This is a genomic window from Streptomyces sp. NPDC059895, from assembly GCF_042731035.1.
In the GTDB taxonomy this organism is placed as follows: Bacteria; Actinomycetota; Actinomycetes; order Streptomycetales; family Streptomycetaceae; genus Streptomyces.
Map to the genome: position 1 here is coordinate 188,368 of NZ_JBHWKO010000004.1, position 14,962 is coordinate 203,329.

Consider the following 14,962-nt stretch of genomic DNA (forward strand, 5'->3'; position numbering starts at 1 on the left):
CGGCCCGTGAGATCACGGCATCAGCCGCGAGACCCTACAACCGGTGTAGGATCTCGCCGGCCATGGCATAGCCCGACGCTATGACCTGCGGCTTCTCGCGTTGTCTCACGACCGTTGGCATGCCTTCTGTCTCACGGTCATGTCATTTCCTCGGGCACCGACCATGGTTTCGCAGGAGCGCCGCAGCATGTTCCACTGCTCGCTGCAAAGCTCATGAGGTCGGCGGTGTCGCCTGGACATGCCGTGAGAGCAAGGCCGGCGAGATCAACCACGCTCTAGGCGCCTAATCAACAGGTTGTGGCCCCAACCTGTCGCGCAGCGGCAAGGTAGGCGAGAACCAGCGTCCGTTTGTCGTCCTGGCAGGCCGCCACCGCCAGTTGAGACGGGGAAATACCCCTGACCGGCACGGCGATCACCTCGTCCCGGACGACCAGCGGGGCGTTACCGGTGGCCAGCAGCGCCACCCCCTGGCCGCTGGCGACCGCCTCGTGGGTCTCCTCGGCGCTGGCCACCACCCCGCCGATCCACGGCTGTCGACCGTCCCGGGCGTCCAGGGCAAGCCAGTAGTCCCGTAGCGGGCCGGCCTCCGGGGGGAGGGCGAGGAAGGGCTCCTCAAGCAGGTCGGTGAAGTCCACCTTTCCCTCAGGGTCGGACGCGGCCCGCGCCGCCAAGGGGTGTCCGTCCGGGATCGCGACCAGCCGAGGCTCGCGGGCTACCACCGCATACTGGTAACGGTCCTCGTCCGGAAGCGGCAGCCAGACGAAGGCGACGTCGCTGGATCCATCCGCCAACCCGGCGCTGGGGTCTGCCCAGTTGACCTGGCGCAAAACGGGCTGCGCGTCCGGATGCCGGGAGACAAGACGGGTCCGCAGAGCGGGCAGCAGCCCGCGGCCCGGGCTGGTGGACATGCCGATCACCAGAGTGCACCGCTCGGCGGTCTTCGCCTCCTCCACCGCAGCCTCCGCGGCCTGCCAGGCGGCCAGCACCGCACGGGCGTGCGGTAACAGGGCTTCCCCCATCGCGGTCAGCCGCACTGTCCGCCGGTCCCGTTCGAACAGGACACCGCCGAGTTGCTTCTCCAGCATCCGTATCTGCTTACTGAGCGCGGGCTGGGAGATGAACAGCCGCTCGGCAGCGCGAGTGAAGCTCAATTCCTCGGCGACCGAGGTGAAGTAGCGCAGATCACGCCCATGGACGTTCATAACTCATGGTTATCACAACGGGTCTTGGACGCTGCCCAGGTGCCTGGCGAAGGATCGAACCTGTCGACGGGCAGCCCCGAACGGCAGTTGACGAGGGAGATGAAGATGAGCGAGGACACCAAGGTCTGGCTGGTCACCGGCGCGAGCAGCGGTTTCGGGCGAGCCATCGCGGAGGCCGCGGTCGCCGCTGGTGACACGGTGATCGGCACCGCCCGGCGAACCGAGGCGCTGGACGACCTGGTCGCCGCGTACCCGGACCGTGTCGAGGCGATCAGCCTGGACGTCACCGACGGCGAGCGGATCGATGTGGTGGCCGCCGACGTCCTGGCCCGATACGGCAGGGTGAACGTGCTGGTGAACAACGCCGGCCGCACCCAGGTAGGGGCGTTCGAGGAGACCACCGACCGGGAGCTGCGCGACCTGTTCGAGCTGCACGTGTTCGGCCCTGCGCGTCTGACCCGGGCGCTACTGCCGCAGATGAGGGAACGGGGCAGTGGATCAGTCGTGAACATCAGCAGCTTCGGCGGGCAACTGTCCTTCGCTGGATTCTCCGCGTACAGCGCGACCAAGGCGGCGCTGGAGCAGCTGTCGGAGGGCTTGGCCGACGAGGTGGCGCCCTTCGGCATCAAGGTGCTGATCGTGGAGCCCGGCGCGTTCCGTACCAACCTGTTCGGCAAGGGCGCGGCGTACTTCTCCGAGGAGAACCCGGCGTACATGGAGAAGGTCGGCGCGACCCGGCAGATGGTGCAGGGCAGCGACGGCAGCCAGCCGGGCGACCCGGCGAAGGCCGCAGCGGCGATCCGGCTGGTTCTGAACACCGAGAAGACCCCGCTCCGGCTTGCCCTCGGCGGCGACGCGGTCGACTTCCTGACCGCACACCTGGACTCCGTGCGGGCCGAGCTCACCGAGTGGGAGGAGGTCTCACGGGGGACGGACTTCGACACGGACTGACAGCCGGGTAGGGGGGAGGACCCTGGGCTCGGTGAATTCACTGCCTTGTCTTTTCCTCCGCAAGGATCTCTCTGGCCGCCGCGACCACACGCTTTCCAAAAGATGTCGCCTTCATGGCTCGGCCCCGTTCAGCTCGTTCGAGTAGGTGCTGTCCGAGGTCACGTTCAAGGTGGGTGATTTGAGTTGTCAGCGCGGACTGGGTGGTGCCGAGTGCTTTGGCTGCCTCGCCGATCGTGGGATAGCGCAGTGCCGCCACGAAGCGTTCGAGTCGCTGCCACGCGTGGGGACTTGTGAGAGCTTCACGCAGGACGATCGGGGCGGCGGTCGCCTGGTCTGCCGTGCGAAGAGCGGCGTTGTGGCTTCCTCCGCCGCGGGGCCGGAGAGGGATGTTATGGGCGTGGGCCCACCGCGCCATGTTCGCAGTGCTCATGCCCATCTCACCGGCGAGATCAGGCAAGGTCCGCCGGCGGACGACGTACTGCTCGACCAGCCATTCCCGTTCGACGGTTCCCCTGGACCTGTAGTCCTGCGGTCCGTCGCGGAGCGGGACGCCGTACTCCCGCGCAAGCTCGGTCAGCACCTTGCGGGAGAAGCCGGTGAGGGCGGCTATCTGCTGGAGAGAGCGGCGTTCGTTGAAGTAGAGCTGGGTGAAGCGCTCTGCCGGGATGATTTGCCGGGCCTGGTGCCGGATGCGGCCGGTGGCTCTGGATGTGTTCTTCGTCGGCGGGGGTGCGGGGGCTGGGTGTTCGTCTAGAACATGCCGGATGGCCTCGACGGTCGTGCCGAGGACCTGGGAGGCGTGCTGAACGGGGTGCTGGCGTTCTCGGACGAGCTGGTGCAGGCGGGACAGGTCGATGTGCGCTGGGTTGGGTCCGGGAAGGTAGAGCCCGGCCAGCAGGGCGGTTGGAGGCTGCCAGATCACGGGCTCGTCGTGGATGTGGTGAGAGGCAAGGAAACCGAGGGCTTCCTGCTGAAGGGCGTTTGCGAGTTCGGGGGTCTGAAGCGCGGTGAACCGCAAGGACATCGCCCGGAACTCCGCGCTGTCGAGCCCACCCAGGTCGTCAGGGACAGATTCGGCGGGCAGGCCGCTGAGGCGGCGGAAGAGCTGGCTGCGGGCGACGCGTTCGCGTCGGCCGGTCCCTGGTGGTGTTCCGGTGCCGCGGCAGATCTCCAGCCAGCGGTCGTGGGGAAGCAGGCCGGTGTAGTCCAGGAGTCGGCGCCGGCCGTAGTCGATGGGGGTGTCGTCGGTGTCGAGGTGGTCGGCGAGCCGGTCCAGGGCGGTGACGATGTCCGGCCATTGTGGAAGGTCGTCGAGTGCCTGGAGGAGGCGTGAGATCTCGATGCCGTCGGTGACGTCGCCGACCAGCCCGGCGGCCTGGTCCAAGGAGGTGCGGCTGTCCGGGATCAGCAGCAGGGCCGCGAGGACGGGGGCCAGGACTCGTGCATGGATTCCTTCAGGCGGTGTGAGCCGGACCGTCCAGGACGGCCAGAACATCGTGGGGATCTTCCTGGCTCGCTGCTCGATATCCCGAGTGGTCCTTGTCGGCCTGCGGGGAGTCTCGGTCGTGATGCGGTAGCGGAGGTGCTCGCTGGGGCGGAGAGAAAGGGCGAGGGCGGCCAGGTGCACGGACTGCAGCACCGGGCTGATGCCCCGGCCCCAGTCGTCGATGCTGGTAGCCGAGATCTGCGTGTCTTCTTCGCGTACTGCTTCCAGCAGGCCCCGCAGGGCCTCGCCGGCCGGATGGACTCCTGGCTGTTCCAGGATGCCCAGGGCCATGGTCACCGCGACCGCAGCATCCACGGCTCGCGGCGGGGACATGAACCCCGGGCGGTCCGCCGCCTGTTCCGTGCGCGGAACGACCGGATCAATGGCGAGGTGCGCTTCTGCGATGTCGGCCGGCATCTGTTCACGCAGGGCAGCCGCGGGAAGATCGCTCAGGACCCGGATGCCCAGGGCCCTGATATCGGCCAGCACCGCCGGTGCCGACTGGGGAACAGCCCGGTAGGGGCCGAAGGCAGCCGTCGGCCCGTCGATGATCTCCATCACCCGGTCCTGCGCCATGAGAACTGGATGGCCAGGAGGCAGGAGAAGCGTCGAAGCGCGGGTGAGATCGGTGCCGCAGCCAGCCGTGATCGGACCGCCGGGGCGGATTGGCGGATTGCCGCAGAGTTCTGGTTGAGGGACGGACCGGCCGGAACGGGGCCGCTGCCGCGGAACCTGCCCGCAGTGCGGGCAGCCGTCCGCCAGAAGGCGGCGGTGTCGGGTGCAGGCGAAGGAGAAGCCAAGCCTCCAAAACAACTGCCAGCGCCCACCGCTGGAGTGGAGGCAGTCCGGGCAGAACCGGGATCCCCGTCCGCGTCCCCAAAGGACATGCCGTAACACGGCCCGGCCTCCGGCACTCATCTGCAGGGCCCGTCCGTCATAGTGCGCCAGAGTCAGGGCAGTGACCGCCTCCGGGGCCGTCCCAGTGGCGTGCGCGACGGCAGCGGTCAACCGCTCGTCGAGGAAGATAGTCCAGTCCGCCGGGATGCCCCGGAACTGGTTTCCGGCCCGCTGCCGGACCGGGAAACCGAAGTACAGCAGAACATCACCAAGCGTGGTGTCCATCCGCCGTGCCGTCGCCTCCAGCCAGGAGTCCAGGGCCTCGCCGGGCAGTGGAGGCAGCCGGATCGGCAGGGTGCGGGCCGACGGCTTCATGCGGCTCGTCGTCCCCGGGACCGTGGACGGCTGGTCAGCCGCTTCTTCTCCAGCGCGGCCTGAAGTTCGAGGCGGGCGGCCTCGGACGCCTCGTCGTTCTTCACCCGATCCATCAGCTCCTGGTCCAGGCGTTCGGCGCCAGTGCGGACCGCCCGCTGGCAGCCGCGGTTGATCAACGTCATCAGCGAACCGATGTGTCCGGTGCTGCGGGCGAAGAGGTAGTCCGACAGGTCGTCCGCGAGCATGCCGGGGTGCTTGTCGGTGAGCACGAGGCGCTGTTCGAGGGCCAGCAGCATCTGCCGCCATTCCCGGCGCCCGGCCTCCGCTTCGATGGTGAACGGACGCAGTCCCAGGCGGGTGGTGCGGCGGCCAGTCTGGGCCAGAGCCGTGTCGCGGCCGTTCGTTCCCTCGCCGAACAGGCCCTTCTCCGCCAGTTCGACCCCCACCATAAGCAACGTTACCGGGAACTCGTTGGCGATCCACTTCAGATGATTGCTCACCTCGATGCCGCTCTTCTGTCCCCATTTCAGAAAGTGCAGATCGTCCAGAACCACCAGTCGGACATCACAGGACAACACGCAGTCCAGCACCCGCCGTCCGAACTGGGCGGTGGTGCCACGCACCTGTCCGGGATGGCCGAAGAACTCCAGCATGGCCCGGTTGAGATCCTTCATCCGGTGTTCCCGGTCAGCCCGACCCGGCAGACGGGGATCCGCTCGTGCCCCTGGCTGGTGAACGGGCCCGACTCCTCGATCTCCCGCTGGTGGAAGTCGCGGGCGAAGGCAAGCACCGAGGTCGTCTTGCCCAGCCCAGGGAACGCGTCGACGGCCACCGCCCCCTTGGCCTTGTCACCATCCTGCTCGTTGCTGTCGACGATGTCCCACAAGTCCTCGTGGCGCTCTGCCAGTTGTGGTGTCTTGACCGGGCCGATGTTCGCGTGCCACTTCCGGCGCTGACGGTCGTAGTCCGCCCGCGCCTGCGTGTCCAGAGACTTCAGCTGCTTGCGCGTCAGCAGATCGGGCCGACTGCGGCGAGGGCTCTCGGCGAACGCCTTGAAGTCCTCCTTCCGCGACAGGGCGAGATTGTCCGGCTCCGGAACGGCGTTGTCGTTCACACGTCCTCCAGAGCATCAGCGTAGAAGTCGTCCTCCTTGGCGAGGTCCTCCAGATCGGCCTCGTCGTCGTCCCCCGTCTCCGTCGCCACGTCGGGCTCCTGCGGTTCTGCGGTCTCGTTGTCCTGGCCAAGGGCCTTGCGTACGGACGGAAGCGAGACGACCGTCTCCGCCTCACTCTCCGGAAGTTCGATGGCGGCCTGCTCTCGCGAGAGCCGCAGGGCCATGCGCCGCTCGGTGATCGTGGTGCCCAGCCCGAGGTTCCACCGCTCCAGCAAGTCGGCGACGGCAAGCCGGTCGTCGGGAAAGCGATACTTCGAGGCAGCCAACTGCCGGGCGAATGTCAACGCGTCCTCACTCAACGGCATCTCGGTCGACGGCGCGTGCTCCCAGAGCAGCGTGTGCCAGGCCCGGGTGGCCGGATCACGGAAGTAGATCCGGGTGATGTCGTCGGGGTCCACCTGGAACGGCCAGCCATTCTTGACCGGGCCGTCGTACGGACTCCGGAGACCACTCAGGCCCTTCAGGCCGGGGCCGCTGTAGCGGCGACGGCCAATCTCGACACCGTAGTGCTGGATCGTGCGCCACTCGGTCTTCAGGAACTCGTAAGCGAGGTCCCGGTCGCGGGGTGCTTCGATGTAACCCGCCCGCGCCATGCCGTGCTCGAACATCTTCGCCGGAGACATCCGCAGACCCGGCAGGCCCGGATCTACCAGACTGGAGTGCGGCCTGCAGTGATAGACCGTCGCGGTCCACTCCCGAATGATCGCCTCAAGCTCGTCGAGGAAGAAGAACGCATCGTCCTCCGGACTCTCGCCCCGCGAGTGGATGTCGGGCCCCTTGTAGCCGGGCAGCACCTGCAGCAGCCCCTCCCGCAGGGTCCGGAAATAGCGCTCCACCGGCCCCTTGTCCCGGCCCGTCCGTAGCCGGGCCGGCTGGATGGAGATGCCCATCCGGTGGCAGACGCTGGTCAGATGCTCCGAGACGTAGACCTTGCCGTGGTCGACCACCAGCGTCTCGGGAACCAGGGGCGGCGAGGCCAGGCCCGGTCCACTGGCGCCCTCGACGTCGACCAGGACGGTGCGGGGGATGCCGTGCTCGGGCCAGACCGCGTGTCGCGGCCAGTCCCGCCCCGCCGGCCTCGGCCGGAACGACTGGAAGAGCACCGCGCTGACGTCCACCGCTTTCGTCGAGACCGGCGTCAGCCGGATCCCCGTGATGCAGCGGGTGTACCAGTCCATCCCGACACTCAGCTCGGCCTGAACCCACTTGAGCGTCAGCGGGTCGAACGCGAAGACGTCCAGGCGGGTGGAGTCCATCAGCAGGTACTCGCCCGGCCGTGTCGGCCGCAGCTTGCCGTACTGACCCTCCGGCCGACCGGCAATATCCCGGTTGCGCTTCGTACTCAGCCGGAACAGCGGATGTCGTCGCTCCAGCTCCTCCAGCAGCCGAAACGCCGTCGCCCGACTCGGCTGCGGCACCACATCCTCGCCGAACCGCGCGATCACCCGAGCCCGGGTCCGCTCGATCACCATCGTCCTCGACGGCCGCGACTGGTCAGCGTGCTCGACCATCACCTCCACCGCGGTCTCCACCCACCGGTCATCAACTCCGGAGTGTGGCTTTCCTTTTGACTTCTTCGGCGCGAGCCCAGCCTCTCCACGACGACGAAAATCAGCGACCCACTGCTTGACAGTGCGAAGTGATACCCCCAGCTCATCGGCCTTGGCTGTGTATCGCACCTCCAACGGTCGCTCCGGGCGAAAGTCCGGGCGGGGCTCACCATCGCGTGCCAGTTCCGGAACTCCAGACCGGAATCCCGTCAGAACCTCGCGGACATGCTCGGCGCGTTCAAGAACTTTCGCCCGTGCTGAACTGTCGAGCTGTCCCAGTACGACCGAAGCGATCTCTTCTTCATCGTCAGCTGACGGTCCTGGGCCGTCTGGACGGACAGCGGCACGGTCGGAGAACAGAAGTTCCTTGAGTGACAGCCGCAGCAATCGTCCCTGGCCGTCCTTCAGGACCACCTCGTTGCCTGCCGTCGTCGCGGCCATCTCCACCACCTCGACGGTCTCTCCGTCGTAGCGGAAGCGCGTACCGACCCCGACCCGAGCCCCCGCCCTGCTCATGCCGCCCGCCTCAGAACGTGAGAAGGGCTGAGCGGCCGATCGAGATCGGTAACGAGAGACCGCGTCCAGAGCAAATGGTGGATGGCGGAGCGGACTTGAGGCTCCGAACGATTCGGCAGACAGCAGGTGGCCTGCCCCAGAGGGACACCATCGAGCTCAGCTCCCCGAAGGTCTTCCAGGACCTCGGGGCTGAACAGCCAGTCCCTTCGATAGCCCGCCAGGAACCGGATGTTCTCCCGTTTCACAGCCGGAGGCTCGCTCCAGACCTCGTACGCCCATCCCCGTGATTCCACCGCCCGCCGAGTCCAGCCGAAGGTGAACGCCACCTCCGGCTTGGACAACCGGTGAAGCGGCTTGACGTCGACGACCACCGGCACCTCCCGGGTGAGCAGGAGGTAGTCCGGGATGTGCCTGCGGACCTTCCCCTCCATCACCGTCTTCAGCAAGAAGGGCTGAGCCACGATGCCGCGTACGGACGAATCGAAATCAGCGAAGAGCAACCGCGACAGCTCCAGTCGCGACTCGTAGATCACGTGATCGCGCATCGTCGCCGACCAGTAGGTGCCCGAGTAGTGCTTCTGGCCCTTGTACCAACGGAACGTCCGCCAGGGCATGGCCGAAGCCAAAGATTTGATGGGCTCCGTGCCCCAGAAGCGATCTTCAACGACCTGACCGTTCTGACGACGCACGCTCACCGTCACAGCAACGTCCACCACACCCCCAGCCCACGAGTGACTGCCCGTGTAGCCAAGGTGCCAGCGGTCGCTCCCCGCGTGGAGAGGACACCCCTTACATCACCCAGAAGAGTGAACGCCCCAAGCTGCGAGTCTCACGATGGCTGCATAAATGCCATCCATATGCAGCTGACCCTGAGATTATGAAGCTGGATTTGAGACCCTACAACACGGCGCGATCAGGTCTGCGCCATGTCCACGAAGCGCGAATAGTGGCCCTGGAACGCGACGGTGATCGTGGCCGTCGGGCCGTTACGGTGCTTGCCCACGATGATGTCCGCCTCGCCCGCGCGCGGCGACTCCTTCTCGTACGCGTCCTCGCGGTGCAGCAGGATCACCATGTCGGCGTCCTGCTCGATGGAGCCGGACTCACGCAGGTCGGACACCATCGGTTTCTTGTCGGTGCGCTGCTCGGGGCCTCGGTTGAGCTGCGAGAGTGCGATCACGGGCACTTCCAGCTCCTTGGCCAGGAGCTTGAGGTTCCGGGACATGTCCGACACCTCCTGCTGACGGCTCTCGGAGCGCTTGGAGCCGCCGGCCTGCATCAGCTGGAGATAGTCGATGATCACGAGCTTGATGTCGTTGCGCTGCTTGAGCCGGCGGCACTTCGCCCGGATCTCCATCATCGACAGGTTGGGGGAGTCGTCGATGTAGAGGGGTGCGGACGACACCTCGGGCATCCGGCGGGCCAGCCGGGTCCAGTCCTCGTCCGTCATCGTGCCGGAGCGCATGTGGTGCAGGGCGACACGGGCCTCGGCGGACAGCAGACGCATCGCGATCTCGTTGCGGCCCATTTCGAGGGAGAAGATGACGCTCGGCAGGTTGTGCTTGATCGACGCGGCCCGGGCGAAGTCCAGGGCGAGCGTGGACTTACCCATGGCGGGACGGGCCGCGATGACGATCATCTGACCGGGGTGCAAACCGTTGGTGAGGGAATCGAGGTCGGTGAAGCCCGTGGGAACACCGGTCATCTCACCGCTGCGTGAACCGATCGCCTCGATCTCGTCGAGGGCGCCCTCCATGATGTCGCCGAGCGGAAGGTAGTCCTCGCTGGTGCGCTGTTCGGTGACGGCGTAGATCTCCGCCTGGGCCCGGTTGACGATCTCGTCGACGTCGTCGTCGCCCGCGTATCCCATCTGCGTGATGCGGGTCCCGGCCTCGACCAGACGGCGCAGGACCGCGCGCTCGTGCACGATCTCCGCGTAGTACTCGGCGTTCGCCGCCGTCGGGACCGTCTGGACGAGGGTGTGCAGATACGATGCGCCGCCGACCTTGTTGATCTCGCCGCGTTTGGTGAGTTCGGCGGCGATGGTGATGGGGTCGGCCGGCTCGCCCTTCGCATAGACGTCGAGGATCGCCTGGAAGATCGTTTCGTGGGCGGGCTTGTAGAAGTCGTGGCCCTTGAGGACCTCGACGACGTCGGCGATGGCTTCCTTGGACAGAAGCATGCCGCCGAGGACCGACTGCTCGGCGTCGAGGTCCTGCGGGGGTACCCGCTCGAAGGCCGCCCCGCCGTCCCACTCGCCGCTGTCGCGGCCGCGGTCGTGCTGCTCGTCCCGGCCTCGACCGCCTTCACCGCGCCGTCTGGCGGGGGGCAGACGATCACTGGGACCGCTGTCGGCCCACGGATCGTCCAAGGGCTCGGAAATGCTCACCGAGCCACCTCCTCCCGTCCGCGGTGCGGACCTCGCCGTGCGTCTCATTCCTACGGCACGGCACTGACAACTGAGAGACCCAACTCCGCTTTCTGCGAAGGGTTATGCGGGTCGGAATTGCGAGTTTCCACAGCCGACGAGCGGAGCGGGCGCCGGACCACCGTAGGCCCGCGGGCACCGTCAGCCAATCTGGTTATCCACAGCCCCTGTGGACGACGACTCAGATGCTGTGGAGAACTTCGCCAAACCTGTGCACGACCCGGTGGACAGCGCTGTGAACAAGCCCTCTACCAGCCCTACACGACCTTTCTGACCTGCACTTTTACCGTCCACCGGCTGTGCAGAAGAAAAACTTGCCCAGTCGGCGCAAGATCGCTTCGAACGGTGCGCGAAAGGACACGCGTCGAGACGACTCGTAAGGACCACTAGCGGATTGCATCTCTTACCTGTGGACGATTAGATTGGTGCCCATGACATCGGCTCCCGCGACCACCCGGGCCACCCGGAGACAGCACGATCGAGAGATCGTCGCACTGGCCGTACCCGCCTTCGGCGCACTCGTCGCAGAGCCCCTCTTCGTCATGGCCGACAGCGCCATCGTGGGCCACCTCGGCACCGCGCAGCTCGCCGGTCTCGGCGTCGCCTCCGCGCTCCTGACCACCGCCGTCAGCGTCTTCGTCTTCCTCGCCTATGCCACTACCGCAGGCGTCGCCCGCCGCGTCGGCGCGGGCGACCTCCCGGCCGCCATCCGCCAGGGCATGGACGGCATCTGGCTGGCCCTGCTGCTCGGCGCCGCCGTGATCGCGGCCGTGCTGCCCACGGCACCGGCACTCGTGGAGCTCTTCGGTGCCTCGGACACCGCGGCCCCCTACGCGACCACCTATCTGCGCATCTCGGCCCTGGGCATACCGGCCATGCTCGTCGTCCTCGCCGCGACCGGTGTCCTGCGCGGCCTCCAGGACACAAGGACACCCCTCTATGTCGCCATAGCCGGATTCGTCGCGAACGCCGTCCTGAACGCGGGCCTGGTCTACGGTGCCGGTCTCGGCATAGCGGGCTCCGCCTGGGGCACCGTCATCGCCCAGTGCGGCATGGCCGCGGCCTACCTCGTGGTCGTCGTCCGGGGTGCCCGACGCCACGGCGCCTCGCTACGACCCGACGCCGCCGGCATACGGGCCTCCGCCCAGGCCGGCGTCCCCCTGCTCGTGCGCACCCTGTCCCTGCGGGCCGTCCTGATGATCGCCACCGCGGTCGCCGCACGTCTGGGAGACGCCGACATCGCGGCGCACCAGATCATCATCTCCCTGTGGAGCCTGCTCGCCTTCGCCCTGGACGCCATCGCCATCGCCGGGCAGGCCATCATCGGACGCTGTCTCGGCGCCGGCGACGCCCAGGGCGCCCGTGCCGCATGCCGCCGCATGGTGGAGTGGGGCATCGCCGTGGGTGTCGTGCTCGGGCTACTGGTGATCATCAGTCGGCCGCTGTTCCTGCCCCTGTTCACCGGCGACCAGATCGTCAAGGACACAGCGTTCCCCGCCCTCCTGATGGTGGCACTGTCCCAGCCGATCTGCGGGATCGTCTTCGTCCTGGACGGCGTGCTGATGGGCGCGGGCGACGGCCCCTATCTCGCCTGGGCGATGGTCCTCACCCTGGCCGTCTTCGCCCCGGTGGCCCTGCTGATACCGCTTCTCGACGGTGGTCTCACCGCCCTGTGGGCAGCGATGACGCTGATGATGGCGGTCCGGATGCTGACGCTCTGGCTGCGCGCCCGCTCCGGACGCTGGGTGGTCGTCGGCGCTACTCGCTGAACGATCCCTCTGAATACGCCACTCGCTGGACGACTCCCCTGAATCGGGTGTTTCACGTGAAACACGCGCTGAGGATGCCCAGCCGGTGCACCAGGAACCGCACCGCAGCCGAGGCAGGAAGAGCACCACGCCTGAGGCAGGGCTCCGCACCTGCAGAAGGCCGCGCGCACGCGGAAGGGGCCGTACCCTTGCGGATGCGGCCCCTTCCCAGCTGTTCAGCCGAGGCTGTTCAAGCCGAGTGCGGCGATCAGGCCGCGACGACCTCGATGGCGACCTTGGCGGCCACCTCGGGGTGCAGACGCACGGACGTCTCGTGGCCGCCCAGCGTCTTGATCGGCGCACCGAGCTCGATGCGGCGCTTGTCGACGTCGGGACCACCGGCGGCCTTGATCGCCGAGGCGATGTCGGCCGGAGTGACGGAACCGAAGAGACGACCGGCGTCGCCGGAGCGAACGGCCAGACGGACCTTCACGCCCTCGAGCTGGGCCTTGACCTGGTTGGCCTGCTCGATGGTCTGGATCTCGTGGATCTTGCGAGCGCGACGGATCTGCTCGACGTCCTTCTCGCCACCCTTGGTCCAGCGGATCGCGAACTTCCGCGGGATCAGGTAGTTGCGAGCGTAACCGTCCTTGACGTCGACGACGTCGCCCGCGGCACCGAGGCCGGAGACCTCGTGGGTGAGGATGATCTTCATGTTTCGGTCACCCTTCCCTTAGCGCGCGGTGGAGGTGTAGGGCAGCAGCGCCATCTCACGGCTGTTCTTGACGGCCGTGGCGACGTCACGCTGGTGCTGCGTGCAGTTGCCGGTCACGCGACGGGCACGGATCTTGCCGCGGTCGGAAATGAACTTCCGCAGCATGTTCGTGTCCTTGTAGTCCACGTACGTGACCTTGTCCTTGCAGAAAGCGCAGACCTTCTTCTTCGGCTTGCGCACAGGCGGCTTCGCCATGGTGATTCTCCTGTGTGATCAAGAAGTTGGGATACAACCCGCCTTCGACCTGGGCCCGACCGGTCCGCTGACCGAGGGCCCGAGGGCCTAGAAGGGGGGTTCGTCCGAGTAGCCGCCGCCGCTGCCGCCGGAGTTTCCACCCCAGCCGCCACCGCCGCCACCGCCGCTCTGGCCGCCACCGGCGGGAGCGCCGGTCGCCCACGGGTCGTCGGCGGGAGCGCCGCCGCCCTGCTGGCCGCCACCGGGGCCGCCGCCCCAGCCGCCGCCACCACCCTGGCCGCCACCGCCGCCGTAACCGCCCTGGCCACCGCGGCCGCTGGTCTTGGTGACCTTGGCCGTGGCGTTGCGCAGGCTGGGGCCGACTTCCTCGACGTCCAGCTCGAAGACCGTGCGCTTGACGCCCTCGCGGTCCTCGTAGGACCGCTGCTTCAGCCGGCCCTGCACGACTACGCGCATGCCTCGCTGGAGCGACTCGGCGACGTTCTCCGCCGCCTGACGCCAGACCGAGCAGGTGAGGAAGAGGCTCTCGCCGTCCTTCCACTCGTTCGTCTGGCGGTCGAAGGTGCGAGGAGTGGACGCGACACGGAACTTCGCGACCGCCGCACCGGAGGGGGTGAAGCGCAGCTCGGGGTCGTCGACAAGATTGCCGATGACCGTGATGACGGTCTCGCCTGCCATGGGGGAACCTCTCGGCGGGTTTGCTGCTGCTGGCTGCTTGTGCTGCTACTCAGATTCCCGAGATCAGCTGAGCGACGGAGCTCAGTGGGTCTCGGGACGGAGGACCTTGGTCCGGAGGACCGACTCGTTCAGGTTCATCTGGCGGTCGAGCTCCTTGACGACCGCAGGCTCGGCCTGCAGGTCGATGACCGAGTAGATGCCCTCGGGCTTCTTCTTGATCTCGTACGCGAGACGACGACGGCCCCAGGTGTCGACCTTCTCCACCTTTCCGTTGCCCTCACGGACGACGGAGAGGAAGTTTTCGATCAGCGGGGAGACAGCGCGCTCCTCGAGATCGGGGTCGAGGATGACCATCACCTCGTAGTGACGCATGTGGAACCCACCTCCTTCGGACTCAGCGGCCACGGTCGTTCCGTGGCAGGAGGGTTGTGATGCGTACGCAACGGTATCGGCCGCCACTGACAATCGGGGTCGGCTTGCGACGTCCCCGATGTGAGCTGGGCGGAGTCCCTGGCTGTGCCTGGGCAGACACCGGTGCAGACGCTACAGACTACCTGCACAGCGGCTTCCGGTTGAAATCCGGCCGGGGGGACCGCCAATCTGTACACATCGGGTGTGTATGGCGCTACGATGCGCCGTTTTCCGCAGGAGGTGCCCCATGGCACAGGCATTGCGACCCAACACCGCCGGATCCCTCCTCGCCACCGACGACCGGCCCCACCCCGTCCAGGATGCCCTGATGGCGGTGACCCTGGTGCTCGGAGTGATCTCCTTCGTCACGGCGATGTTCCACAACCTCCATCTCATCAGCTCGTGGACCGGTATGGCGGGGATCTTCACCGGCGCCTACGGACAGTGGATCTCCGAGACCACCCGTGAGCGCTTCGGTCTGATCCTGGGCCTCGGTGCCTCCGGCATCGGCTTCTTCCTCGGCATGGCGCACGGCGGCCTCTTCGGCGGACTGTGGTGACCTGACCGGCGCCGGCCGCACCGGCGTACAACCGTCCTTGATCACGGCGCGCAGGACCACTGCGCGCCCCGCGGACC

14 protein-coding genes are annotated in these 14,962 nt (G+C 67.3%); 3 read left to right on the forward strand and 11 right to left on the reverse strand.

What is annotated here, in order from left to right:
• Positions 1-287: 287 nt before the first annotated feature.
• Complete coding sequence (locus ACFV9M_RS06650) at positions 288-1,202, reverse strand: LysR substrate-binding domain-containing protein (protein WP_385063553.1); 915 nt, start codon at positions 1,200-1,202, stop codon at positions 288-290.
• A gap of 105 nt (positions 1,203-1,307) precedes the next feature.
• Here ACFV9M_RS06650 and ACFV9M_RS06655 point away from each other — a divergent pair, with 105 nt between their 5' ends.
• The gene (locus tag ACFV9M_RS06655) at positions 1,308-2,153 is read left to right on the forward strand and encodes an oxidoreductase (RefSeq protein WP_385063551.1); all 846 of its coding nucleotides are present in this window, start codon (positions 1,308-1,310) and stop codon (positions 2,151-2,153) included.
• Between the two features lie 37 nt (positions 2,154-2,190).
• Here the strand turns inward: ACFV9M_RS06655 and ACFV9M_RS06660 are convergent, their stop codons facing one another.
• The 6 genes from ACFV9M_RS06660 to dnaB all read right to left on the reverse strand — a co-directional run bounded on the left by ACFV9M_RS06660 (position 2,191) and on the right by dnaB (position 10,480).
• On the reverse strand, positions 2,191-4,851 hold the full coding sequence (locus ACFV9M_RS06660) for a TniQ family protein (RefSeq protein ID WP_385063549.1): 2,661 nt from the start codon (positions 4,849-4,851) through the stop codon (positions 2,191-2,193).
• Positions 4,848-5,525, reverse strand: a complete 678-nt coding sequence (locus ACFV9M_RS06665; protein WP_385063548.1) for a TniB family NTP-binding protein — start codon at positions 5,523-5,525, stop codon at positions 4,848-4,850. Before ACFV9M_RS06665 ends, ACFV9M_RS06660 begins: the two co-directional genes overlap by 4 nt.
• Positions 5,522-5,965, reverse strand: coding sequence for a hypothetical protein (locus tag ACFV9M_RS06670; RefSeq protein ID WP_385063546.1), 444 nt, complete (start codon positions 5,963-5,965; stop codon positions 5,522-5,524). Before ACFV9M_RS06670 ends, ACFV9M_RS06665 begins: the two co-directional genes overlap by 4 nt.
• Complete coding sequence (locus tag ACFV9M_RS06675) at positions 5,962-8,091, reverse strand: helix-turn-helix domain-containing protein (protein WP_385063544.1); 2,130 nt, start codon at positions 8,089-8,091, stop codon at positions 5,962-5,964. Before ACFV9M_RS06675 ends, ACFV9M_RS06670 begins: the two co-directional genes overlap by 4 nt.
• Positions 8,088-8,807 carry a TnsA-like heteromeric transposase endonuclease subunit gene (locus tag ACFV9M_RS06680; protein ID WP_385063542.1) on the reverse strand — a complete coding sequence of 240 codons (720 nt, stop codon included), beginning with the start codon at positions 8,805-8,807 and terminating at the stop codon, positions 8,088-8,090. The genes ACFV9M_RS06675 and ACFV9M_RS06680 overlap by 4 nt, the downstream gene beginning before the upstream one ends.
• A gap of 197 nt (positions 8,808-9,004) precedes the next feature.
• Positions 9,005-10,480: a replicative DNA helicase gene (gene dnaB, locus ACFV9M_RS06685; RefSeq protein ID WP_385063540.1), complete on the reverse strand. Its 1,476-nt coding sequence runs from the start codon at positions 10,478-10,480 to the stop codon at positions 9,005-9,007.
• 470 nt (positions 10,481-10,950) lie between these two features.
• Between dnaB and ACFV9M_RS06690 the strand changes: the two genes are divergently transcribed.
• Complete coding sequence (locus tag ACFV9M_RS06690) at positions 10,951-12,288, forward strand: MATE family efflux transporter (RefSeq protein ID WP_385063538.1); 1,338 nt, start codon at positions 10,951-10,953, stop codon at positions 12,286-12,288.
• Between the two features lie 247 nt (positions 12,289-12,535).
• On the opposite strand, the gene rplI is transcribed toward ACFV9M_RS06690, so the two are convergent.
• From rplI to rpsF, 4 genes are all read right to left on the reverse strand, one after another.
• On the reverse strand, positions 12,536-12,982 hold the full coding sequence (rplI, locus tag ACFV9M_RS06695) for a 50S ribosomal protein L9 (protein ID WP_385063536.1): 447 nt from the start codon (positions 12,980-12,982) through the stop codon (positions 12,536-12,538).
• Between the two features lie 18 nt (positions 12,983-13,000).
• On the reverse strand, positions 13,001-13,237 hold the full coding sequence (gene rpsR / locus ACFV9M_RS06700) for a 30S ribosomal protein S18 (protein WP_003949403.1): 237 nt from the start codon (positions 13,235-13,237) through the stop codon (positions 13,001-13,003).
• Between the two features lie 87 nt (positions 13,238-13,324).
• A complete protein-coding gene (locus tag ACFV9M_RS06705) occupies positions 13,325-13,915 on the reverse strand; it encodes a single-stranded DNA-binding protein (RefSeq protein ID WP_385063534.1) in 591 nt (196 codons plus the stop codon).
• Positions 13,916-13,996: 81 nt separating this feature from the next.
• The gene (gene rpsF, locus ACFV9M_RS06710) at positions 13,997-14,287 is read right to left on the reverse strand and encodes a 30S ribosomal protein S6 (protein ID WP_004950685.1); all 291 of its coding nucleotides are present in this window, start codon (positions 14,285-14,287) and stop codon (positions 13,997-13,999) included.
• 286 nt (positions 14,288-14,573) lie between these two features.
• Between rpsF and ACFV9M_RS06715 the strand changes: the two genes are divergently transcribed.
• The gene (locus tag ACFV9M_RS06715) at positions 14,574-14,885 is read left to right on the forward strand and encodes a hypothetical protein (protein WP_385063532.1); all 312 of its coding nucleotides are present in this window, start codon (positions 14,574-14,576) and stop codon (positions 14,883-14,885) included.
• The last annotated feature ends 77 nt before the right edge of the window (positions 14,886-14,962 follow it).

Coding starts and splice junctions, on each gene's coding strand:
- ACFV9M_RS06650 (WP_385063553.1), bottom strand. CDS start 1,202: ATGAACGTCCATGGGCGTGATCTGCGCTACTTCACCTCGGTCGCCGAG.
- ACFV9M_RS06655 (WP_385063551.1), top strand. CDS start 1,308: ATGAGCGAGGACACCAAGGTCTGGCTGGTCACCGGCGCGAGCAGCGGT.
- ACFV9M_RS06660 (WP_385063549.1), bottom strand. CDS start 4,851: ATGAAGCCGTCGGCCCGCACCCTGCCGATCCGGCTGCCTCCACTGCCC.
- ACFV9M_RS06665 (WP_385063548.1), bottom strand. CDS start 5,525: ATGAAGGATCTCAACCGGGCCATGCTGGAGTTCTTCGGCCATCCCGGA.
- ACFV9M_RS06675 (WP_385063544.1), bottom strand. CDS start 8,091: ATGAGCAGGGCGGGGGCTCGGGTCGGGGTCGGTACGCGCTTCCGCTAC.
- ACFV9M_RS06690 (WP_385063538.1), top strand. CDS start 10,951: ATGACATCGGCTCCCGCGACCACCCGGGCCACCCGGAGACAGCACGAT.
- rplI (WP_385063536.1), bottom strand. CDS start 12,982: ATGAAGATCATCCTCACCCACGAGGTCTCCGGCCTCGGTGCCGCGGGC.
- rpsR (WP_003949403.1), bottom strand. CDS start 13,237: ATGGCGAAGCCGCCTGTGCGCAAGCCGAAGAAGAAGGTCTGCGCTTTC.
- ACFV9M_RS06705 (WP_385063534.1), bottom strand. CDS start 13,915: ATGGCAGGCGAGACCGTCATCACGGTCATCGGCAATCTTGTCGACGAC.
- rpsF (WP_004950685.1), bottom strand. CDS start 14,287: ATGCGTCACTACGAGGTGATGGTCATCCTCGACCCCGATCTCGAGGAG.
- ACFV9M_RS06715 (WP_385063532.1), top strand. CDS start 14,574: ATGGCACAGGCATTGCGACCCAACACCGCCGGATCCCTCCTCGCCACC.